15 protein-coding genes and 1 pseudogene are annotated in these 21,671 nt (G+C 58.2%); 9 read left to right on the top strand and 7 right to left on the bottom strand.

Annotated elements, in window-relative coordinates; translation table 11 throughout:
- Window positions 1-62 precede the first annotated feature (62 nt).
- Together purM and purN are read left to right on the top strand one after the other, a co-directional pair.
- Window positions 63-1,100 (top strand): phosphoribosylformylglycinamidine cyclo-ligase, encoded by a 1,038-nt coding sequence (purM, locus tag ACLH1I_RS00425; RefSeq protein WP_004201922.1) that lies wholly within the window; start codon window positions 63-65, stop codon window positions 1,098-1,100.
- Window positions 1,097-1,738, top strand: a complete 642-nt coding sequence (gene purN, locus ACLH1I_RS00420) for a phosphoribosylglycinamide formyltransferase (protein WP_004201920.1) — start codon at window positions 1,097-1,099, stop codon at window positions 1,736-1,738. The genes purM and purN overlap by 4 nt, the downstream gene beginning before the upstream one ends.
- Before the next feature lie 50 nt (window positions 1,739-1,788).
- Here the strand turns inward: purN and ACLH1I_RS00415 are convergent, their stop codons facing one another.
- On the bottom strand, window positions 1,789-3,129 hold the full coding sequence (locus tag ACLH1I_RS00415; protein WP_004201919.1) for a glycoside hydrolase family 28 protein: 1,341 nt from the start codon (window positions 3,127-3,129) through the stop codon (window positions 1,789-1,791).
- Window positions 3,130-3,549: 420 nt separating this feature from the next.
- On the opposite strand from ACLH1I_RS00415, the gene ACLH1I_RS00410 reads away from it, so the two are divergent.
- Both ACLH1I_RS00410 and ACLH1I_RS00405 read left to right on the top strand, forming a co-directional pair.
- Entirely contained in the window at window positions 3,550-4,998 is a 1,449-nt protein-coding gene (locus ACLH1I_RS00410; RefSeq protein WP_198079927.1) for an MFS transporter, read from the top strand.
- Window positions 4,973-6,070 carry a glycoside hydrolase family 105 protein gene (locus ACLH1I_RS00405; RefSeq protein WP_023318864.1) on the top strand — a complete coding sequence of 366 codons (1,098 nt, stop codon included), beginning with the start codon at window positions 4,973-4,975 and terminating at the stop codon, window positions 6,068-6,070. Before ACLH1I_RS00410 ends, ACLH1I_RS00405 begins: the two co-directional genes overlap by 26 nt.
- A gap of 5 nt (window positions 6,071-6,075) precedes the next feature.
- Here the strand turns inward: ACLH1I_RS00405 and ACLH1I_RS00400 are convergent, their stop codons facing one another.
- The gene (locus ACLH1I_RS00400) at window positions 6,076-7,743 is read right to left on the bottom strand and encodes a hypothetical protein (protein WP_117263356.1); all 1,668 of its coding nucleotides are present in this window, start codon (window positions 7,741-7,743) and stop codon (window positions 6,076-6,078) included.
- A gap of 177 nt (window positions 7,744-7,920) precedes the next feature.
- Here ACLH1I_RS00400 and ppk1 point away from each other — a divergent pair, with 177 nt between their 5' ends.
- Together ppk1 and ppx are read left to right on the top strand one after the other, a co-directional pair.
- A complete protein-coding gene (gene ppk1 / locus ACLH1I_RS00395) occupies window positions 7,921-9,981 on the top strand; it encodes a polyphosphate kinase 1 (protein WP_002913838.1) in 2,061 nt (686 codons plus the stop codon).
- A gap of 3 nt (window positions 9,982-9,984) precedes the next feature.
- Window positions 9,985-11,517 carry an exopolyphosphatase gene (gene ppx / locus ACLH1I_RS00390; RefSeq protein WP_004201914.1) on the top strand — a complete coding sequence of 511 codons (1,533 nt, stop codon included), beginning with the start codon at window positions 9,985-9,987 and terminating at the stop codon, window positions 11,515-11,517.
- A 55-nt stretch (window positions 11,518-11,572) separates the two neighbouring features.
- On the opposite strand, the gene ACLH1I_RS00385 is transcribed toward ppx, so the two are convergent.
- The gene (locus tag ACLH1I_RS00385) at window positions 11,573-13,801 is read right to left on the bottom strand and encodes an EAL domain-containing protein (protein ID WP_043520153.1); all 2,229 of its coding nucleotides are present in this window, start codon (window positions 13,799-13,801) and stop codon (window positions 11,573-11,575) included.
- Between the two features lie 370 nt (window positions 13,802-14,171).
- Between ACLH1I_RS00385 and ACLH1I_RS00380 the strand changes: the two genes are divergently transcribed.
- Complete coding sequence (locus ACLH1I_RS00380) at window positions 14,172-14,345, top strand: YfgG family protein (protein WP_017900441.1); 174 nt, start codon at window positions 14,172-14,174, stop codon at window positions 14,343-14,345.
- 97 nt (window positions 14,346-14,442) lie between these two features.
- On the opposite strand, the pseudogene ACLH1I_RS00375 reads toward ACLH1I_RS00380, so the two are convergent.
- A pseudogene (locus ACLH1I_RS00375) lies at window positions 14,443-15,355 on the bottom strand (LysR family transcriptional regulator).
- 73 nt (window positions 15,356-15,428) lie between these two features.
- Here ACLH1I_RS00375 and ACLH1I_RS00370 point away from each other — a divergent pair.
- A complete protein-coding gene (locus ACLH1I_RS00370) occupies window positions 15,429-16,649 on the top strand; it encodes an MFS transporter (protein WP_198079915.1) in 1,221 nt (406 codons plus the stop codon).
- A 138-nt stretch (window positions 16,650-16,787) separates the two neighbouring features.
- Here the strand turns inward: ACLH1I_RS00370 and guaA are convergent, their stop codons facing one another.
- Window positions 16,788-18,365 carry a glutamine-hydrolyzing GMP synthase gene (gene guaA, locus ACLH1I_RS00365; protein ID WP_004201905.1) on the bottom strand — a complete coding sequence of 526 codons (1,578 nt, stop codon included), beginning with the start codon at window positions 18,363-18,365 and terminating at the stop codon, window positions 16,788-16,790.
- 67 nt (window positions 18,366-18,432) lie between these two features.
- Window positions 18,433-19,899, bottom strand: coding sequence for an IMP dehydrogenase (gene guaB, locus ACLH1I_RS00360; protein WP_004151980.1), 1,467 nt, complete (start codon window positions 19,897-19,899; stop codon window positions 18,433-18,435).
- Window positions 19,900-20,057: 158 nt separating this feature from the next.
- Here guaB and xseA point away from each other — a divergent pair, with 158 nt between their 5' ends.
- Window positions 20,058-21,449: an exodeoxyribonuclease VII large subunit gene (gene xseA, locus ACLH1I_RS00355; RefSeq protein WP_017900437.1), complete on the top strand. Its 1,392-nt coding sequence runs from the start codon at window positions 20,058-20,060 to the stop codon at window positions 21,447-21,449.
- Here xseA and ACLH1I_RS00350 read toward each other — a convergent pair.
- Window positions 21,433-21,651 (bottom strand): zinc ribbon domain-containing protein, encoded by a 219-nt coding sequence (locus ACLH1I_RS00350; RefSeq protein WP_004201901.1) that lies wholly within the window; start codon window positions 21,649-21,651, stop codon window positions 21,433-21,435. The genes xseA and ACLH1I_RS00350 overlap by 17 nt on opposite strands.
- Between the last annotated feature and the right edge of the window lie 20 nt (window positions 21,652-21,671).

The following is a 21,671-nucleotide window of genomic DNA, read 5'->3' as shown; positions in this document are numbered from 1 at the left end:
GCTTTCCCTGTTAGAATTGCGCCGATTTTTCTTGCTTACCGCAAACGCGTGGAGACTTCGCAGTGACCGACAAAACCTCTCTCAGCTATAAAGATGCCGGCGTGGATATTGATGCAGGCAACGCTCTCGTCGACCGTATTAAGGGCGTGGTGAAGAAAACCCGTCGCCCGGAAGTGATGGGTGGACTGGGCGGATTCGGCGCGCTGTGCGCACTGCCGCAGAAATACCGCGAGCCGGTACTGGTCTCCGGCACCGACGGCGTCGGTACCAAGCTGCGTCTGGCAATGGATCTGAAGCGTCACGACACCATCGGCATCGACCTGGTCGCCATGTGCGTGAACGACCTGGTGGTTCAGGGCGCTGAACCGCTGTTTTTCCTTGATTACTACGCCACCGGTAAACTGGACGTCGATACCGCAGCCAGCGTCATCAACGGCATCGCCGAAGGCTGCCTGCAGTCCGGTTGCGCGCTGGTGGGCGGTGAGACCGCAGAGATGCCGGGGATGTACCACGGCGAAGATTACGACGTGGCGGGTTTTTGCGTCGGGGTGGTGGAAAAATCAGAAATCATCGACGGCAGCAAAGTCGCTGACGGCGATGTGCTGGTGGCGCTGGCCTCCAGCGGCCCGCACTCTAACGGCTATTCGCTGGTGCGTAAGATTATTGAAGTTAGCGGCGTTGACCCACAGACCACCGACCTTGACGGCAAACCGCTGGCCGACCATCTGCTGGCGCCGACCCGCATCTATGTGAAATCGGTTCTCGACCTTATTGCCAGCGTTGACGTCCACGCCATCGCCCATCTGACCGGCGGCGGCTTCTGGGAAAACATCCCGCGCGTACTGCCGGACAACACCCAGGCGGTGATTGATGAGTCTTCCTGGCAGTGGCCGTCCGTTTTCAACTGGCTGCAAACCGCCGGTAACGTCAGCCAGCATGAGATGTACCGTACCTTTAACTGCGGCGTGGGGATGGTTATCGCCCTGCCGGCAGCAGAAGCAGACAAGGCCATTGCCCTGCTGAACGAGAAAGGTGAAAACGCGTGGAAAATCGGGTATATCAAAGCCTCCGATTCCGAACAGCGTGTGGTCATTGCATGAAAAACATTGTGGTGCTGATTTCCGGTAGCGGCAGTAATTTGCAGGCGATCATCGACGCCTGTGGCCGGAAACAGATAAACGGCACCCTGCGTGCGGTATTCAGTAACAAGGCCGATGCGTTCGGCCTTGAGCGCGCGCGCGCGGCCGGGATCCCGGCCCACGCGCTGGCGCAAAGTCAGTTTGCCGACCGGGAAGCGTTCGATCGTCAGCTGATGCATGAAATTGACGCCTACGCCCCGGATCTAGTGGTGCTGGCGGGCTATATGCGTATCCTTAGCCCGGCCTTTGTCAGCCACTATCAGGGACGACTGCTGAACATCCACCCTTCGTTACTGCCGAAGTATCCTGGCCTGCATACCCATCGCCAGGTGCTGGAAAACGGTGACGAGGAGCATGGGACCTCGGTGCACTTCGTCACCGATGAGCTGGATGGCGGTCCGGTTATCCTGCAGGCCAAAGTGCCGGTCTTTGCTGGCGACAGCGAGGAAGAGGTTACGGCGCGGGTACAGACCCAGGAACATGCCATTTATCCGCTGGTGATAAGCTGGTTCGTCGAGGGGCGTCTGCGCATGGTGGGCAACCACGCCTGGCTGGATGAACGACAGCTTCCCCCCCAGGGCTATGCCGCTGAAGAATAAGCACGTCTCGCCCCGGTCATTGCCGGGGCTACTTTCTCACTTCTCCCCGGTTATTTATCTGTGTTTTCCAGGCAAAGTGCGTTGTGGTTCCACCCCGCAGGCAATGGCGTCGGCCGCTGGTAATCAAACTCACGTAGCGTCAGGTCAGTCACGCCGTTGGCATACATCACCGGCAGCCCTCCCGGGTAAGGCTCAACCCCCCAGGCACGGCCGCTGTGCGGATTCAGACACCAGGCATTATCCATGCCCATGCCGGTTGGCGACTGCGGGTTACACGGCGGACGCACATCATAAAGCCCCTGCTCCGCCTGTGGATTAAGCTTCTGGTGGAGCTGGATGCCGTCAAAAAGAATGCGCTGGATCAGGCCCGCTGGTTCACTATGCAAATTAATCGCCCCTTCACACTCCCCGACCAGACCGCGAAACTGGATCCGAGTGATGGCGCCGGGGGCGATAGCCGGATCGCGATGGCGTGCGGAAAGAAAAACCGGATCCGCCTCCCCCCAGTGACAGGCTGGCGCGCTCACGCAAGCAAACGCTATGTTGCTGAAGATCATCCGCCGCAGCTGGCCGCCGTCGCGGGATAGCAAGCCGATCCCGCGATTGGAATCAAAGATGGTGCAGTTGCTGACCAGCACATCTTCAATATCCTGCCAGGTTTCCGTACCGACTTTTAAGGCGCAGCTTTTCGACCGCAGCGTACAGTTCACGATCGTAACCTGACGCAGCGGACGCTGAATATGCGCAGGCTTGGCCGTGGTTTTCAGACAGATAGCGTCATCGGCGGCGCTGAAATAGCAGTTGGCGATATGCACCTGCTGGCAGCTGTCGATATCCAGCGCGTCGGTATTGGCCATCGTCAAATCGTTATCCACGGTAATCCCGTTAATCGTCACGCCGATACACGAGACCAGATGTATGGTCCACATCGGCGCATGGCGCACGGTAATATTTTCCAGTCGCACGCCGCGGCAGTTCTCCAGCAAAATGATGCGCGGCCGCCGCTCGACGGGCTGGCGGTACCCCATGGCATCGACATCCCGGGAAAACCAGCCGTCGGCGCTACCGTAGATTTCACCGCCGCCACAGATACTCACATTTTGCGCATCGAGAGCATAAAGAAAGGCCCGGTGGGAGCACTCTGCCTGGCTCAGCGCGACCGCTTGGGTAAAATCATCGCCGTTTTCGCTGACGATCAGCTTGGCGCCCGGCGACAGCCACAGGCAGGTATTTGACCCTATCCGCAAGCCGCCGAGCGCGTACCTGCCGTGATCGACCACCAGCGTACCTCCTCCGGCCTCCGCCAGCTCGTCCAGCGCCTGTTGAAAGAGAGCGGTATCGGGAGTGACGCCATCCGCGTGGGGATGGCGCTGAGAAAGATGAATATTCATAGCGTATCCTGAAAATCAAACAGGCAGCTATCACACCATCTCCTGCCCGACCAGCGTAGGGGAGAAACTGCCCGCGGGGCAATATCTGCGCAGCATTTCACATTCACCAGGTCCGTCCGGGATAAAATGTGATGGATAACGCAAATCCTGCGCGGCCAACCGCGAAAAGCGTACTCTCCGCACAGTTCCCGCCCGCGGCCATCGCGTCAGCCGTGAGCCATATCACGGGATTTATTTCATTTCATCGCCATTTGGCAGGCTGCTCGCAGAACGGCGCAAAATCCCCGTATCCGGCATTTTCGCCCCCGCCCCCCCTCTTTTACTGTGCAACCTCGCTTTCCTTACCAAAGAGATACGCTTATGACGAGGACAGTAACCCCAACGCGAGAAGTCAAAACCCGCAATATCCTCTGCTGGGGGATGGGTGATATTTTCGGTAGCGGCGCGATGACCATTACCGGCCTGTGGCTGCTCTACTTCTATATTGAGGTCGCCGGGCTCTCCCCCGCCGCCGCCGCCTCCATTTTCGCCATCGCCAAAATCTGGGATGGGATCACCGATCCGGTGATGGGCTACATCACTGACAACATCCGCACCCGCTGGGGACGCCGGCGGATTTTCTTTATTCTCGGCGCGCCGATGTCGCTCTGTTTCGCCCTGATGTGGGTGAGCGGTTTCGGTTACGCCTGGTACCTCGGCACTTATTTACTTTTCAGCACCGTGTTTACGCTACTGATGGTGCCTTACGATACACTGCCGGCAGAAATGACCTCGCGCTACGATCTGCGCTCTAAGATGTCGGGCGCGAGGATGCTGTTCGCGCAGGCGACGGCCTTTCTCGCCGCGCTGATCCCCGGGCAAATCATGGCTCACGTCGCCGACCAATCGCAGGCATTTCTCTATATCGGCATCGTCTTCGCCCTGCTCTTCGCCCTGCCGTGGATTTTTGTCTGGCGCGGCACCTGGGAGCGCGACGCTCTTCCGCCACCGCGGGCCCGCCAGGGGTTGCTTAAAACCCTGGGGTCGTTATACCGGGAGATGGCTTCAACGTTTCATCTGCGCACTTTCCGCATTCATATCATGATGTACGTCGGCGGCGCGGTGGCGTTGGATATTTTCGGCTCGCTGTTTATGCATTACATGACCTATGTATTGCGCGTCGGGACCTCCCTGGCATCGCAGGCGATGAGCCTGATGACGCTGTTTCAGTTCTTCGCCATCCCGTTCTTCACCTGGCTGTGCATTCGCGTTGGCAACGGCAATGCCTATAAGCTGGCCATTGCGCTGATCCTCTGCGCTTTGCTGTGGTTCAGCCAGCTTAGCGCCGGCTTTAGCCATCTCTCCTGGCTGCTGCTCGGCGGTGCGGTGGTAATGGGCGTCGCCCGCGGGGGAACCTATCTCATTCCGTGGAACGTCTATAACTTTCTGCCGGATGTCGATGAGGCCTATACCGGCGTGCGCCGCGAGGGAATTTACGCCGGCGTGATGATGCTGACGCGCAAGTTCTCCCAGGCGCTGGCGCTGTTTATCGTCGGACTGGCGCTGGAGGCGTTTGGCTTCACCAAGGGCGCTGAAGCGCAGAACGCCGCCGCCCTTAACGGCATCTGGTGGGTTTTCCTGGTGGGCCCCGGCCTGCTGGCGATCCTGGCCATGTATGGCGCATTTCGTTTCCGCTTAAGCCAGCCGCGCCATCAAATTCTGATTAACGAGCTGGAGCGCCTGCGCGCTGGCGGCCATCCGCAGGATGCCAGCCCGCAGACGCGAGAAACTATTGAACTACTAACCGGTCATCCGCACCGCAATGCCCGCTGGCAACACGCCGTCTTACCGCAAGGGAGTGATTATGTCGCAGAAAAGCAACCGTCCTGAACTCCTTCAGCGTATTGAAGCGCTGATCGATAACCTAACCGCCATTAACGATAAGAGCGGCCAGTATCTGCAGCGGCTGGCCGATGGCCGGGTCATTGATACGAAAGGCTGGGAGGGCTGGGAATGGACGCACGGCATCGGTCTGTTCGGACTGTTTCGCTATCAGCAGTTGACCGGTTCCCCCCGCGCCCGTCAGCTGATTGACGACTGGTTCAGCGCCCGCTTCGCCGAGGGAACGCCGGAGAAAAACATCAATACGGCTTGTCCGTTCTTAACGCTGGCGCTGCGCTACCAGCAGGCGCCGCGCAGCGACTGGCGCGCCTACCTCGACTGCTGGGGCGAAGCCATCTATCGCCAGATGCCACGCACCGATGAAGGCTGTCTGCAGCATGTCACCTATGAGAGCGCGCATCAGCAACAAATCTGGGACGATACGCTGATGATGGCGGTATTGCCTCTGGCCATACTGGGCAAAATGTTTGATAAACCGCGCTGGGTGGAAGAGGCCATCTACCAGTTTTTACAGCATCTGCACTATCTCAGCGACCGCCAGAGCGGCCTGTGGTATCACGGCTGGCATTTCGCCGGCCGACACCACTTCGCCGGCGCTCTGTGGGCCCGAGGCAACAGCTGGATAACCCTGGCGATCCCGGAGCTGCTGGAGATGCTCGATCTCGACGAGCATGATGCTGTTTACCGGCAATTGCAAAATACCCTGCAGATACAGGTCGCCGCGCTTGCCCGCTGCCAGAGTGACAACGGTTTGTGGCCAACGCTGCTCAACGACCCCGACAGCTATCTGGAAGCCTCGGCGACCGCCGGGTTTGCCGCCGGCATCTTCAAAGCGATACGCCTCGGCTATCTGGAAGCGGATTATCTGCCGGTGGCCGAGCGCGCGTGCGAGGGAATTATCGACCATATTTCACCACAGGGTGAACTGTTGCAGGTGTCGTTCGGCACCGCGATGGGCCACGACCTTGATCACTATCGTCACATCCCGCTCACCGCCATGCCCTATGGCCAGGCGATGGCGATGCTGTGCCTGGTGGAAGCCCTGCATCGCACGCTGTAAAAGCGTTACCTGAGCGCCGTCAGTTCGGTGCTCAGGCTATCCGCCAGGCTACGCACCCGTCCGGGATCGAACATGACGTAGAACGCCGGCGAGGCGTCGCTCATCTGCTGGCAGAGCGTTTCCATCTCAGACGCGCAACGGTACAGCGCCTGCACATTGATATGGCAGATCTCCCGCATGCTCCAGCTGTTCTCCACCTCGCGGGCGAAATGCAGCGTAAAAAAGGCCTTTTGCGCATGGGTAAACAGCTGGCAATAGAGCGCCAGCCCCTGCCACTCTTCACGCCACTGCCGCTCCAGCGCGGCAGGAAACTCCGCCGTGTGGGCAAACGCCAACGCCTCTTCCCCCAGGCGCTGCGCGCCGCTGGCCACCTCATCCTTTTCCTGCGCGATTTGCGTCAGATTGCTCATCGACTTCTGCGGGTCGTCGCGGGTGAAATGAATATCCTGCGCCGACCCCGGCAGCCAGTGGCTACGCGCCAGCTGACCGTACAGGCTCCACACCGCCTGCCCGTAGCTTTCCGGCAGCTGGCTGTGGCGATGGAAGACGTGGTCGCGCACGTAGATCGCCTGGTAGAGCGTTTGCGCTCCCTGCTCGAGAAGCTGCCGGAACTGCTGCGCCACGTCGTCAGGCGGACACCAGCCGTAGCGCTGCGCCAGCCACTGGTCGAGCAACTGCTGCTGGTTTTTCGCCATCCCGTCCCCCAGCAGCTGGCTGCAGGCGAACAGGTTGCATTCGCTTAAGGTATCGGGGATCCAGTGGTTATCAATACTTTCCCAGCTGGCTTTACAGATAGCGCCGGTGATACGCGGATTCCGGCTTTGGCACCACAGCAGCCGCCCCTGCAGTTCATCGATACGCAGATACGGCATAACTCCCCAACCAACTTCCTCCCCGGCCAGATCGATATCAACCCACACATCCCGCGTCTGCACCGCCAGCAGCGCCGGGTTATTGGGAAAGGCTGGCCAGAAGCGTTCCGGGGTCAGTTTAATCGATACCGATACCGTCGGCGGCAGCGGTTCAATAGCGTCCAGCACGGTACTGAGATCGTCGTTGCTTGCCGGGAAGACGCGTATTACCAGATGTTTGTTTTGCGCCGCGACGGCCTGGCTCAAGGCGCCAAAACAGCGGCGATACAGCACGAAGCTCTGCGCCGGCTGGCGCCCTTCCCCCGCCTCGCGACGCTGCCTATCCCACTGCGGGCGGGAGATCGGCAACAAGCCGTCAGTGCTGGAAAGGGCGATAATCAAGCCGGTGAGCGCCGGTACGCCCTCGCAGACGGCGCGGACTTTGTCGGTCAACCAACGGCTCCAGAAATCCACATCAAAACGCACACCGCCCGGGTTATCCAGCAGTTCCGGATGCGCTAACAACAGCTCCGTCGGGAAACTGAGCTCTTTCGCCTGCAGATAAAAGCGCAGCCCCAGTTCCCGACAGCGCAGCGCCAGGCGGTTGAGATAGATACAGCGCGCTCGCTGCTGGCTCGACAACCGGTCGTTATAGTCAAACGGCGTGTAGCCCTGCGGCGATACCAGCTTGCCGAACAGCTCCGCCTGGCCGATCACCACGGTATTAAAACCATGTTTTATGGCATATTCCATTAAGCGACAAGCTGACGGCCAGTGCCAGATATCCTGATTATTGAGCTCCAGCGCCCGCGTTTCCCACATCGTTTCGCCCCCCATTTACTCATGATTGAACATAACGTAAGCAAACAAACGCGTCCGCTTTTTCCCGACATCAGGTTGAAAGAAAACTGTCATATTGCTTTGACATAGTTGGACATTCAATGGCAATGCTCGCCATAATGAAACAAGCGACATCAATGATCCGGAGTGTGAGTTGTAATGGGCCAGGAAAAGCTATACATCGAAAAAGAACTCAGCTGGTTATCTTTTAACGAACGCGTGCTGCAGGAAGCGGCGGACAAAAGTAACCCGCTGATTGAGCGCATGCGCTTCTTAGGGATCTACTCCAACAACCTTGATGAGTTTTACAAAGTGCGCTTCGCTGAGCTTAAGCGCCGGATTATTATCAGTGAAGAACAAGGCAGTACCGCCCATTCTCGCCACCTGTTAGGCAAAATCCAGGCCCGCGTTCTGAAGGCCGATCAGGAATTCGATAGTCTGTATAACGAACTGCTGCTGGAGATGGCGCGCAACCAGATCTTCCTGATCAACGAGCGCCAGCTGTCCGTCAATCAGCAGGCCTGGCTGCGCAACTACTTTAAACAGTATTTGCGGCAGCATATCTCGCCGATCCTGATTAACCGCGAAACGGACCTCGTGCAGTTCCTGAAAGATGATTACACCTATCTGGCGGTGGAGATTATCCGCGGGGAGAACATCAACTATGCCCTGCTGGAAATTCCGTCGGATAAGGTCCCGCGCTTCGTAAACCTGCCGCCGGAAGCGCCTCGCCGCCGTAAACCAATGATCCTGCTGGATAACATTCTGCGCTATTGCCTGGACGACATCTTTAAAGGCTTCTTTGATTACGATGCGCTGAACGCCTACTCGATGAAAATGACCCGTGACGCCGAGTACGATCTGGTGCATGAGATGGAGTCGAGCCTGATGGAGCTGATGTCCTCCAGCCTGAAACAGCGCCTGACCGCCGAGCCGGTTCGCTTCGTCTACCAGCGCGATATGCCGGACGCGATGGTCGAAATGCTGCGCGATAAGCTCTCCATCTCCAACTATGACTCAATGCTGCCGGGCGGCCGCTATCACAACTTCAAAGACTTTATCGGCTTCCCGAACGTGGGTAAGGCCAATCTGGTCAATAAACCTATGCCGCGCCTGCGTCATCTGTGGTTTGATAAATTCCGCAACGGCTTCGACGCCATTCGCGAACGCGATGTGCTGCTCTACTACCCCTATCATACTTTTGAGCATGTGCTGGAGCTGCTGCGTCAGGCCTCGTTCGACCCCAGCGTACTGGCGATCAAAATCAACATCTACCGCGTGGCCAAGGATTCGCGCATCATCGACGCGATGATCCACGCCGCCCACAACGGTAAAAAAGTCACCGTAGTGGTGGAGCTGCAGGCGCGTTTTGACGAAGAGGCCAACATTCACTGGGCGAAACGCCTGACGGAAGCGGGCGTCCACGTTATCTTCTCCGCGCCGGGCCTGAAAATCCACGCCAAGCTGTTCCTGATCTCGCGTAAAGAAGGCGATGAGGTCGTGCGCTACGCCCACATCGGCACCGGTAACTTCAACGAGAAGACCGCGCGGATCTATACCGACTATTCGCTGTTAACCGCCGATGCGCGCATTACCAATGAAGTTCGCCGGGTGTTTAACTTTATTGAAAACCCCTACCGCCCGGTCAGCTTCGATTACCTGCTGGTGTCGCCGCAGAACTCGCGTCGTCTGCTGTATGAGATGATCGACCGCGAGATCGCCAATGCGCAGAACGGGCAACCGTCCGGTATTACCCTGAAGCTGAACAACCTGGTGGATAAAGGACTGGTAGACAGACTGTATGCCGCCTCCAGCTCCGGCGTGCCGGTCAACCTGTTAATCCGCGGCATGTGCTCGCTGATCCCCGGTCTGGAAGGCATCAGCGAAAATATTCGCGTCATCAGCATTGTGGACCGCTTCCTCGAGCATGACCGGGTCTATTGTTTTGAAAACGGTGGCGATAAGCAGGTCTGGCTCTCCTCTGCCGACTGGATGACGCGTAATATCGATTATCGTATCGAAGTTGCCGCCCCGCTGCTCGACCCGCGCCTGAAACAGCGGGTGCTGGATATTTTTGATATCTTGTTCAACGATACGGTAAAAGCGCGCTATCTTGATAAAGAACTGAGTAATCGCTATGTGCCGCGCGGCAATCGCCGTAAAGTGCGCGCTCAGATGGCGATTTACGATTATCTCAAATCACTCGAACAACCCGACTAACCTATGCCAATAAACGAAAAAACCCCTCGGCCGCAGGAGTTCGCTGCGGTTGACCTTGGTTCGAACAGTTTTCATATGGTGATCGCCCGTGTCGTCGACGGCGCCATGCAGATCATCGGACGCCTGAAACAGCGCGTACATCTGGCCGATGGCCTCGATGAAAACTCGGTGTTGAGCGAAGAAGCCATGACCCGCGGGCTGAACTGCCTGTCGCTGTTTGCCGAACGCCTGCAGGGGTTCTCCCCTTCCAGCGTCTGCATCGTCGGGACGCATACGCTGCGCCAGGCGACCAATGCGGCAGAGTTTCTTAAACGCGCGGAAAAAGTGATCCCCTACCCGATCGAGATCATCTCCGGTAATGAAGAAGCGCGCCTGATTTTTATGGGCGTGGAGCACACGCAGCCGGAGCGCGGCCGTAAGCTGGTGATTGATATCGGCGGCGGTTCGACCGAGCTGGTCATCGGTGAAGATTTTGAGCCCCGGCTGGTGGAAAGCCGTCGCATGGGCTGCGTGAGTTTCTCCCAGGCCTACTTCCCCGGCGGGACCATCAATAAAGAAAATTTCCAGCGCGCTCGCCTGGCGGCGGTGCAAAAACTGGAAACCCTGGCCTGGCAGTTCCGTATTCAGGGCTGGACCGTGGCGCTGGGCGCCTCCGGTACCATTAAGGCCGCCCAGGAAGTGCTGGTGGCTATGGGCGAGAAGGACGGGTTTATTACGCCGGAGCGCCTCGAAATGCTGGTCAGTGAACTGCTGAAGCATAAAAACTTCGACGCGCTCAGCCTGCCCGGCCTCTCGGAAGATCGTAAAGCGGTCTTTGCCCCGGGGCTGGCCATTCTGTGCGGCGTATTTGACGCGCTAGCCATTAAAGAGCTTCGTCTGTCTGATGGCGCGCTGCGTGAAGGCGTGCTGTACGAAATGGAAGGCCGCTTCCGCCACCAGGATATTCGTAGCCGTACGGCGCAGAGTCTGGCGAATCAGTACAACATCGATCGCGAACAGGCGCGCCGGGTGCTGGAAACCACCACCCTTATGCTGGAGCAGTGGCAAGAGCAGAATCCCAAGCTGGCCAATCCGCACCTGGCGGCGCTGTTGAAGTGGGCGGTGATGCTCCATGAGGTGGGCCTGAATATTAACCACAGCGGCATGCACCGCCACTCGGCCTATATTCTGCAGAACAGCGACCTGCCGGGCTTCAACCAGGAGCAGCAGATGCTGATGGCCACCCTGGTGCGCTATCATCGCAAAGCGATAAAACTCGACGATCTGCCGCGCTTTACGCTGTTCAGGAAAAAGCAGTTTCTGCCGCTGATCCAGCTGCTGCGCCTCGGCGTGCTGCTGAACAACCAGCGTCAGGCCACCACCACGCCGCCGACGCTACGGCTGCAGACGGAAGCTCACCACTGGACGCTGACCTTCCCGCACAACTGGTTTAGCCAGAATGCGCTGGTGCTGCTGGATCTGGAAAAAGAGCAGCAGTACTGGGAAGGTGTGCCGGAGTGGCTGCTGAAAATTGCGGAAGAAGAGCCAGACGCCTGATCGCCTCTATGGATATCATGCGAGCCGGGCCATCGCGCCCGGCTTTTTTACAGCTTCAGGCGCTCATCCCCTCCGCCAGCTGCGTCAGAGGCACCGGGACGCCAATATCATAGCCCTGCATATAATCGATCCCCAGCGCGATGACCGCCTGGCGTATCTCCGGCGATTCAACATATTCGGCCACCACCTGCATGTTCTTCATCCGCGCCAGACGACAGATTGAATCCACCACCTGGTAATCAAGACTGCTGGCGAGCAGATTGCGAATAAAGCTGCCGTCTATTTTAAGAATATCGACGTTCATCGTTTTTAACCGCGCATAGCTGGCGTAGCCGGTACCAAAATCATCGATAGCTACCCGGCAGCCCAGTGCCCGCAGGTGCTCTAATGTCTGGCAAACTAGCTCGGGGTTGCTGAGCGCATAGTTTTCGGTCAGCTCGAAAATAATCTGCCATGGCTCAATGTTGTAGGCCTGCAGCAGGTTTTCGACCTCCTCGGGAAACTGACTGCGGCTCAACGAGACCGGAGAGAGGTTGATCGCCAGCCGCAGACCGGGCAGCGCCCGCCGGTTGGCATCCATAAAGGCCAGGGTATGCTCAATGACCCACTGATCCACGCGCGTGGACAGCCCAAACTCGTGCGCCACCGGCAGGAACTCGTTGGGCCCCGTCAGTTCGCCCGACTCGCCTTTCATCCTCAACAACACTTCATGGTAATTGTCGCCGCGAATGCCCTGGATAGGCTGCGCCATCAGGACAAAATAGTCTTGCTCCAGCGCCTTGAGGATGCGGTTCATCATCGCCACTTTGTCTTTCAGATCCTGCTGGACATGCCCGGCGCCGCGGCGCTGCAAATTCTCCGGATGGCCACTGGCCAGCGACATGTCGGCAATCGTGTTCAGCTCGCCAAGCAGCAAATACAGATGCTTCACCGGCGAGCGGACGTTGCAATAGCTCATGCCGATCCGCGGCTGCAGGGGGACCCCGTCCCAGTGAAAACGGAACTGTCGCAAGGAGCGCTCAATTAAGTGAATGCGCGCCTGGTGCCCTTCGCTGTTGAGACGAAACACTAAATCGTGACCGGCAAGATGATATACCGCTTCGTTCGGCTCCAGCAGCGCACGCAGGTGATTCGCCAGCATTTGCTTATACTGAATACGCAACAGCACCCCGTAGTGGCGGCCCAGCAGTTCAAGCTCAGGAATACGCAAAAAACAGAGCGTCGACCAGCTCGCGCCGTTCAGCGCCCGGCTCAGCGCCCGCAGATTCGGCATATGTACTACCGGGTCGAGGAAGGCCATCTGTCGGACGCGGGCGTAGATCAGCCGCTGCTGTGTTGCCAGCATCGCCGTATAGGCGACAATAAACGAGAACACCAGGTAGCTTGACGAGGTGATCGCCAGCTGAGTGTTATAACTTGGATAAATAGGTAAATAACGGTAATGAAAATGGATCACGGCGATCAGTACCGGCGTCCATATCAGCGAGATAAAGCGATAGCCAAAACGCATCGCCCCCCACAGCATCACCGGCATCAATAAGGATAATGTATAATTTGTACTAAATATGGTGCTGGTATCATTAAGCGGCATCAATAATAGCCCCAGCAACAGGGTTAATATCGCCGCCCAACTGATGATTTCAATTTTCTTTATTTTTGGATCAATTTGTAAGCGAACCTGAGAAATATACCCGCGCAAATAAAAAGGGTTACGAATTACCCGCAGTAGTAAATAACATAACGGTACGCCGGTCAGGCACCCCACCATCAGCGCCTGAAAGGTGATTAACGACCGCAAACTAAACGGCGAGACGCCGGTCATATCCGTTGTGCGCGGATGTAGCCCCAGATACTCGGCGATCTGCGACAAAATCAGAAAAATGACCGAAGGGAGCAGCATTTGCCAGAACAGACGATGCGGCATCAGCCTGACGTTACCGTGCGATACCTGCTGCCGTTGGGGAACAAAGATGCGATATCCGCCCCAGCAAAGCACGCAGGGGATCAGGAAATGGAACAGTACGCCAACGGCCTGCTCCGGCGTCATGCCCCGGGCCAGCGTTAGCAGCAGACCAACGATAATTCCGGGGATCGCCGCCCAGCCGAAAAACATCATCAGGCTGAGCACCAGCGCCAGGGGAAGATAATAAAGATAAACCATATGCCCATTCAGCATGGTATATGTATTCATCCCTCTGGCAAGGGGTAATAATAACACAGGCAGGAGAAGCGGTAAGGCCCACCATTTGTCGCGATATTGTTGATAGTATTTTAATAAATTCATAGGTGCTCTACAGAGAGCCTCTGCTCCTGCGAGGCATATTCAGGCAGGCATCCAACCACCCCATGCTGACCGCATAAGTAATAACGATACGGTAACGTCCGCTGATTTTAGTGGTGAAGAGAATGAGGCTGTTGATGTAAATCAACAAATGCTGACACCAACATTAATAAAACTTATTTTTTCAGCTTTTCGTGGCTAATAAAGAGAGCATGTAAATACGAGGATTATCTTATATAACATTAATTAATGTTTTCACTGCCGCACTTTTACATCTGCATCAATTGACCCCACCTCGTTCCTGTGCCTTAATACCCCCATCGCCCATCTTCGGGTATACTTCAAGGAACCTTTTGTGAGTCAGGCACCCAGTATGCGTAAACGACATCGATTTAACCGTCGCATGACCCGTATCGTACTGCTTATCAGCTTTCTCTTCTTCTTTGGACGCTTTGTCTACTCCTCCATCGGCGCCTGGTATCATCACCAGGATAAAAAAGCGTCGCAGGAGTCAACGCTCACCGTCGAGCCCTCCGCCCGCGAGTAACCCGTTGATCCTGATGCCGGATACGCCACTATCCGCAGGTAGAGACGCCCGTTTCCGAGGCACTATCCCTGACGAGGCATGTTTTGCCGCTGACGATTTATAAGCGCACGGCCTGCAGCAGACGCAGCATTTCCGCCATTCCTTTGGTAATCACTTTATCCTGACGCATGACAACCGCCAGCTGACGGTACAGCGACGGGGCCAGAGAATGTACCGTTAAGCCATAGCGATCCTCCGCCTGCTCTACCGCCATGCGGGGCACAATACTGTAGCCCAGCCCGGCCCGCACCATGCGTTTGATCGCCTCGATGCTCCCCAGCTGCATCACCGGCGTGACCGCCAGGCCCGCCGAACGGAACCAGCGGTCAATCAGATCCCGCGTGCCGCTGCCCGCCTCGAAGGCAATGAGCGGCAGCGCCTGCAGCTCCTCAGGGGTACACACCGCCGGGATCCCCGCCTCGTGGCTGGGATGGATGACCACGAACTCCTCGTCCACCACGGCGGTCACCGCCAGACTGCGTCCCTGAACGGGCAGCGTGACCAGCCCAAGATCGAGCCGGTTTTCCTCCACCGCCCGGACGATATCCAGCGTGTTGCCGGTGGTTACCCCCACCGTCAGCAGCGGGTGCTGCTGACGAAGATGCTGCAGCAGCGGCGGAAGAAGATGAATGCAGGCCGTCGCGCCGGTCCCCAGCGTCAACGAGCCATTAACTTCCTGGCTAAATGCGCTGACCGACTGCACCGCGCTATTCACCGCCCGATCGATCTGCTCGCCGTGGGCCAGCAGCGCCATTCCCGCCGTCGTCGCCTTGATCCCGCGCCCGGTGCGCTCCAGCAGTCGGGTCTGTAAAAATTGCTCCAGCTGACGCACCTGCAGGCTGACGGCAGGCTGGGAGATCCCCAGCGCGTCGGCGGCGGCTGAGAAGCTGCCGCGCTGTACGACCAGCCGGAAGGTCGCCAGGTTTCCCAGGTTCAGTGTTGTCATGCAAAGTTTCTCTTATACCGCGCATAAGGTGGCCGCTCTGCCAGAACAATAGCCTGCCGGGTATGCTCAGGACAACTCTCTTAACGGAATGAAAAACCATGGGAACACCGGCTATTCCCCGACGCCTCGCCTTCACCGCGGGCGCTCAGCAACTGATCAACTGGGGTATCTCTTTTTATATGCCCGGCACCTTTGCCGGAGCTATCGCCGCCGACAAGGGATGGAGCTCGCCGCAGATCTATCTTGGCCTGACGCTTGCGATGCTGATCATGGCGGCGGTCTCCCCGCTGGTCGCCAGGCTGCTGGCTCGCTTTGGCGGACGACTGGTGGTCACCAGCGGAACCTTACTGATAGCCGCCAGTTGCGCGATGATGGCCTGGAGCCCTTCGCTGGTCGGCTGGTACGGCGCCTGGCTGCTGACCGGCGTCGGCATGCGGCTGTCGTTGTATGATGCCCTGTTCGCCGCGGTAGTGAACCTTTACGGCCAGCAGGCGCGGAAAACCATCTCTCAAATCACCCTCGCCGGCGGTCTGGCCTCTGCCCTCTTCTGGCCGCTGGGGGAGGCTTTACTCACCGTGATGTCCTGGCAGGATGCCCTGCGGGTCTATGCGCTGTTTGGCCTGCTGAGCGCATGGCTGAGTTATCAGCTGCCTCGTCAGCGGCTCGGCTCATCGACGAAAGCGAAAGCCCCAACAGCGGATGGCGATCGGCGTAACGGCATACGTTATGCGCTCTTTATTGCGCTGATCACCTTCATCTCCACCGGCACCTCCACCCATCTGCCGGAGTTTATCAGCCACTTTGGCCTGCCGGTTGCCACCGGAATGCTGTGGGGATTTGGCCAGACCGGCGCCCGGCTGGGGGAAGTGCTGGCCGGTCGACGCATCACCCCGCTCGCGCTGACGCGTTTTACCGCGCTCGCCATGCCGCTCTGTTTTCTCCTTGGTGTCAGCAGCACGGCGTATGCCGGGTGCGCAGCCGGGTTTGTGCTCGGCTATGGCGCGATAAATGGGCTGGTGACGATTGTGAAAGCGACGCTGCCGCTGGCGCTGTTTAGCGCAGAAAGCTACGCCAGCCGCACGGGTCTCCTGCTGATCCCCGGGCAACTGATGGCGGCGGCCGCCCCCTTTACCTATGCATGGCTGAACCATCGGCTGGGTATCGTGGGTGGAATGTGGATTTCCACCGGGTTAACGCTGATCGTTGCCGGACTGGCGCTGGCGATGGCGCGATCGGTGGGTAAAACAGAGCCGGACAAGCGTCCAGCCCTCTGCCCGGGGGCAAAACGTGGGCCGGCTGAACATCTGCCGGAACCATAAACGGGTACATTCACCGGGGACACAGGAAACCACCCAGTGATGGATAGCGGTGAGGGATGACGGGATTGAGGCTGGGCATAAATTAAAAAACCCTCTGTAACAACAGAGGGTTTCATTTTATTCAACTAACGCCGGGGATTATTCCCACTCGATCGTTGCTGGCGGCTTACCGCTGATGTCATACACCACGCGGGAGATACCGTTCACTTCATTGATAATGCGGTTAGAGACGCGGCCGAGGAAATCATACGGCAGGTGCGCCCAGTGCGCGGTCATGAAGTCGATGGTTTCCACCGCACGCAGGGAAACCACCCAGTCGTATTTACGGCCATCGCCCATCACGCCGACGGAGCGAACCGGCAGGAATACAGTGAACGCCTGGCTCACTTTGTTGTACAGGTCAGCTTTGTGCAGCTCTTCGATGAAGATAGCGTCCGCGCGACGCAGCAGGTCGCAGTACTCTTTCTTCACTTCGCCCAGCACGCGCACGCCGAGGCCCGGGCCCGGGAACGGATGACGGTAGAGCATATCGTACGGCAGACCCAGCTCCAGACCGATCTTGCGCACTTCGTCTTTGAACAGCTCACGCAGCGGCTCAACCAGCCCCATCTTCATCTCTTTCGGCAGGCCGCCCACGTTGTGGTGAGATTTGATGACGTGCGCTTTACCGGTGGCGGAAGCGGCAGATTCGATAACGTCAGGATAGATGGTGCCCTGCGCCAGCCATTTGACGTCGTCCAGCTTCAGCGCTTCTTCGTCGAACACTTCCACGAAGACGCGGCCGATGATCTTACGTTTCGCTTCCGGATCGCTTTCACCTGCCAGCGCGTCGAGGAAGCGCTGCTCGCCTTCCACGTGAACGATGTTCAGGCCAAAGTGGTCGCCAAACATCTCCATCACCTGCTGGGCTTCGTTCAGACGCAGGAGACCGTTATCCACGAATACGCAGGTCAGGTTTTTGCCGATGGCGCGGTGCAGCAGCATCGCGGTCACCGAAGAGTCCACGCCGCCGGAGAGGCCGAGGATTACTTTGTCATCGCCAACCTGCTGGCGAATACGCTCAACGGCGTCGTCGATGATTTTCGCCGGGGTCCACAGCGCTTCGCACTGGCAGATGTCGCGCACGAAGCGCTCCAGCATACGCATACCCTGACGGGTGTGGGTCACTTCCGGGTGGAACTGCACGCCGTAGAAGCGTTTTTCTTCGTTGGCCATAATGGCGAACGGGCAGTTGTCGGTGCTGGCGACGGTGACGAAGTCAGACGGGATGGCGGTGACTTTGTCGCCGTGGCTCATCCACACGTCCAGCAATGGTTTGCCGTCCGCGGTCAGGGAGTCTTCGATACCGCGCACCAGCGCGCTGTCGTTAACCACTTCAACCTGCGCGTAGCCAAACTCACGCTCGTTAGAGCCTTCTACATGGCCGCCCAACTGCATCGCCATGGTCTGCATACCGTAGCAGACGCCAAATACCGGCACGCCGGCTTCGAACACATACTGCGGCGCGCGCGGGCTGTTCTCTTCGGTGGTGCTTTCCGGGCCGCCGGAAAGAATGATGCCGCTTGGATTAAATTCGCGGATCTGTGCTTCCGTGACATCCCATGCCCACAGCTCACAGTAGACGCCCAGTTCACGCACGCGACGCGCCACCAGCTGAGTATACTGTGACCCGAAGTCGAGAATGAGAATGCGATGTTTATGAATGTTTTCCGTCATTGACGCTAATTCCGAGGCAAGTGAAACAGAGTAAATAAATCGCCCGACGCAAGGTCGGGCGAAGAAATCAGGAGCCCAGGCGGTAGTTCGGGGACTCTTTGGTGATGGTCACGTCGTGAACGTGGCTTTCCTGGATGCCCGCACCGCTGATGCGTACGAATTCAGCTTTGGTACGCAGCAGGTCAATGGTACCACAGCCGGTCAGACCCATACAGGAGCGCAGGCCGCCCATCTGCTGGTGAATGATCTCTTTCAGGCGGCCTTTATAGGCCACGCGGCCTTCGATACCTTCCGGCACCAGTTTGTCAGCGGCGTTATCGCTCTGGAAGTAGCGGTCAGAGGAGCCTTTCGACATCGCGCCGAGGGAACCCATCCCGCGATAGGATTTGTAAGAGCGCCCCTGATAGAGTTCGATTTCGCCCGGGGATTCTTCGGTACCGGCCAGCATGGAGCCGACCATCACTGCCGCCGCACCGGCCGCGATCGCTTTGGCGATGTCGCCGGAGAAACGGATACCGCCGTCGGCGATAACCGGAATTCCGGTGCCTTCCAGCGCTTCCACCGCGTCGGAAACGGCGGTGATCTGCGGCACGCCTACGCCGGTCACGATACGGGTAGTACAGATGGAGCCCGGGCCAATGCCTACTTTCACCGCACTGCAGCCGGCTTCCGCCAGCGCGCGCGCGCCTGCGCCAGTGGCGACGTTGCCGCCGATGATCTGCAGGTCTGGGTATTTCGCACGTGTTTCACGAATACGTTGCAGAACGCCTTCGGAGTGGCCGTGAGAGGAGTCAATCAGCAGGACGTCAACGCCCGCTGCCACCAGCGCGTCAACGCGCTCTTCGTTGCCCGCGCCGGCGCCAACCGCAGCGCCTACGCGCAGACGGCCCTGCTCATCTTTACAGGCGTTCGGTTTACGTTCCGCTTTCTGGAAGTCTTTTACGGTGATCATCCCGCGCAGGTGGAAGCTCTCATCCACAACCAGCGCTTTCTCAACGCGTTTTTCGTGCATCTTAGCGAAGACCACTTCACGGCTTTCGCCTTCACGCACGGTGACCAGACGCTCTTTCGGGGTCATATAGACGCTGACCGGCTGGTTCAGATCGGTAACGAAACGCACGTCGCGGCCGGTGATGATGCCGACCAGCTCGTTCTCTTCGGTAACCACCGGGTAGCCGGCGAAGCCGTTACGCTCGGTCAGCTCTTTCACTTCACGCAGGGTGGTGGTCGGCAGAACGGTCTGCGGGTCGGTGACCACGCCGGACTCATGTTTCTTCACGCGGCGAACTTCTTCCGCCTGGCGCTCGATGGACATGTTTTTGTGAATAAAGCCGATGCCGCCTTCCTGTGCCAGGGCAATAGCCAGACGCGCTTCCGTTACGGTATCCATGGCTGCGGAGAGCATAGGAATATTCAGACGAATGGTTTTCGTCAGCTGAGTGCTGAGATCGGCTGTATTCGGCAGAACGGTAGAATGAGCGGGAACGAGGAGGACGTCGTCAAACGTCAGGGCTTCTTTAGCGATACGTAGCATGGGCAATATCTCGACCAGGGTGGATAAATATTGCCGTGGCATTATACAGAGCGTAACCGATTGCATCTACCCTTTTTTGCAAATAATACTTGCCATCCCCTCTGAGCGCGTTACTATCGACTGAATAACCTGCTGATTTAAAGTTTGATCTTGCTCACATGTTACCCTCTCAATCCCCCGCAATTTTTACCGTAAGCCGCCTCAATCAGACGGTGCGTCTGCTGCTTGAGCGCGAAATGGGCCAGGTTTGGATCAGCGGCGAGATCTCTAACTTCAGCCAGCCTTCTTCCGGCCACTGGTACTTCACCTTAAAAGACGATAACGCCCAGGTGCGCTGCGCGATGTTCCGCAACAGCAACCGCCGGGTCACGTTCCGCCCGCAGCACGGGCAGCAGGTGCTGGTTCGCGCCAACATCACCCTGTATGAGCCGCGCGGCGACTACCAGATTATCGTTGAAAGCATGCAGCCCGCCGGCGAAGGGTTGCTGCAGCAGAAGTATGAGCAGCTGAAAACGCAGTTAACCGCGGAAGGGCTGTTCGATCAAAAACATAAGCAGGCGCTCCCCTCCCCCGCCCGCTGCGTCGGGGTCATCACCTCGAAAACCGGTGCCGCGTTGCACGATATTCTTCATGTCCTCAGGCGCCGCGACCCCGGGCTGCCGGTGATCGTCTACCCGACCGCGGTTCAGGGTGACGATGCTCCCGGGCAGATTGTGCGCGCCATCGCGCTGGCCAACGCGCGCCGGGAGTGTGACGTGCTGATTGTCGGACGCGGCGGCGGTTCGCTGGAGGATCTGTGGAGTTTTAACGATGAGCGGGTGGCGCGAGCTATCTTCGCCAGCCAGATCCCTATCGTCAGCGCCGTTGGCCATGAAACCGACGTCACTATCGCTGATTTTGTTGCCGACCTGCGCGCGCCGACCCCTTCTGCCGCCGCAGAGATCGTCAGCCGCAATCAGCAGGAGCTGCTGCGCCAGCTGCAGGCCGGGCAGCAGCGGCTGGAGATGGCGATGGACTATTTCCTCGCCAGTCGCCAGCGCCGTTTTACCCAGTTGTTCCATCGTCTGCAGCAGCAGCACCCGCAGCTGCGGCTGGCCCGCCAGCAGACCGCTCTGGAACGCCTGCGCCAGCGGATGCGCATCGCCGTGGAATCGCAGCTTAAACGCGCCGATCAGCGGCAAAAGCGTACTGTTCAGCGCCTGAATCACTACAACCCGCAGCCGCGCATCCACCGGGCGCAATCGCGCCTACAGCAGCTGGAATACCGGCTGGCGGAAACGATGCGTGGCCGCCTCAGCGAGCGGCGTGAACGGTTTGGTCACGCGGTGACCCATCTGGAGGCGGTGAGTCCCTTAGCCACCCTGGCGCGCGGCTATAGCGTCACTTCGGTGAGCGACGGCACGGTACTAAAGCAGACAAAACAGGTCAAAACCGGCGATCTGCTCACCACCCGCCTGAAAGACGGCTGGGTCGAAAGCGAAGTGAGGCAGATTGCGCCGGTGAAAAAAACGCGGGCCAGAAAGCCATCGCCGCCTAAACCAGCGGAATAAATTCCACCCGTTTTTTTGAGATCAGGCCGTGCCCGTGCTGGCAAAAGTAATCCACCGCGCCGCACGCTTTCAGCACCTCCAGCGGCTGGTGGCATTCCGGGCAGCGCGCTTCAAGGGCAAATACCCTTTCGCACTGAGCGCAATGCGCGCTGCTGCCTTTGACATCTAACGGCGCGTGGCACAGAGGGCAATCAAGTTCCATAACCATTCCTTTCAACGTTT

Source organism: Klebsiella sp. 1SOBk10mer (assembly GCF_046602535.1).
GTDB lineage: Bacteria > Pseudomonadota > Gammaproteobacteria > Enterobacterales > Enterobacteriaceae > Klebsiella > Klebsiella quasipneumoniae.
This window is presented reverse-complemented; position numbering and strand designations above follow the sequence as displayed.

Coding starts and splice junctions, on each gene's coding strand:
- xseA (WP_017900437.1), top strand. CDS start 20,058: ATGTTACCCTCTCAATCCCCCGCAATTTTTACCGTAAGCCGCCTCAAT.
- ACLH1I_RS00370 (WP_198079915.1), top strand. CDS start 15,429: ATGGGAACACCGGCTATTCCCCGACGCCTCGCCTTCACCGCGGGCGCT.
- guaB (WP_004151980.1), bottom strand. CDS start 19,899: ATGCTACGTATCGCTAAAGAAGCCCTGACGTTTGACGACGTCCTCCTC.
- guaA (WP_004201905.1), bottom strand. CDS start 18,365: ATGACGGAAAACATTCATAAACATCGCATTCTCATTCTCGACTTCGGG.
- ACLH1I_RS00385 (WP_043520153.1), bottom strand. CDS start 13,801: ATGAATTTATTAAAATACTATCAACAATATCGCGACAAATGGTGGGCC.
- ACLH1I_RS00405 (WP_023318864.1), top strand. CDS start 4,973: ATGTCGCAGAAAAGCAACCGTCCTGAACTCCTTCAGCGTATTGAAGCG.
- ACLH1I_RS00410 (WP_198079927.1), top strand. CDS start 3,550: ATGGGTGATATTTTCGGTAGCGGCGCGATGACCATTACCGGCCTGTGG.
- ACLH1I_RS00400 (WP_117263356.1), bottom strand. CDS start 7,743: ATGTGGGAAACGCGGGCGCTGGAGCTCAATAATCAGGATATCTGGCAC.
- ppx (WP_004201914.1), top strand. CDS start 9,985: ATGCCAATAAACGAAAAAACCCCTCGGCCGCAGGAGTTCGCTGCGGTT.
- ppk1 (WP_002913838.1), top strand. CDS start 7,921: ATGGGCCAGGAAAAGCTATACATCGAAAAAGAACTCAGCTGGTTATCT.
- ACLH1I_RS00415 (WP_004201919.1), bottom strand. CDS start 3,129: ATGAATATTCATCTTTCTCAGCGCCATCCCCACGCGGATGGCGTCACT.
- ACLH1I_RS00350 (WP_004201901.1), bottom strand. CDS start 21,651: ATGGAACTTGATTGCCCTCTGTGCCACGCGCCGTTAGATGTCAAAGGC.
- purN (WP_004201920.1), top strand. CDS start 1,097: ATGAAAAACATTGTGGTGCTGATTTCCGGTAGCGGCAGTAATTTGCAG.
- ACLH1I_RS00380 (WP_017900441.1), top strand. CDS start 14,172: ATGCGTAAACGACATCGATTTAACCGTCGCATGACCCGTATCGTACTG.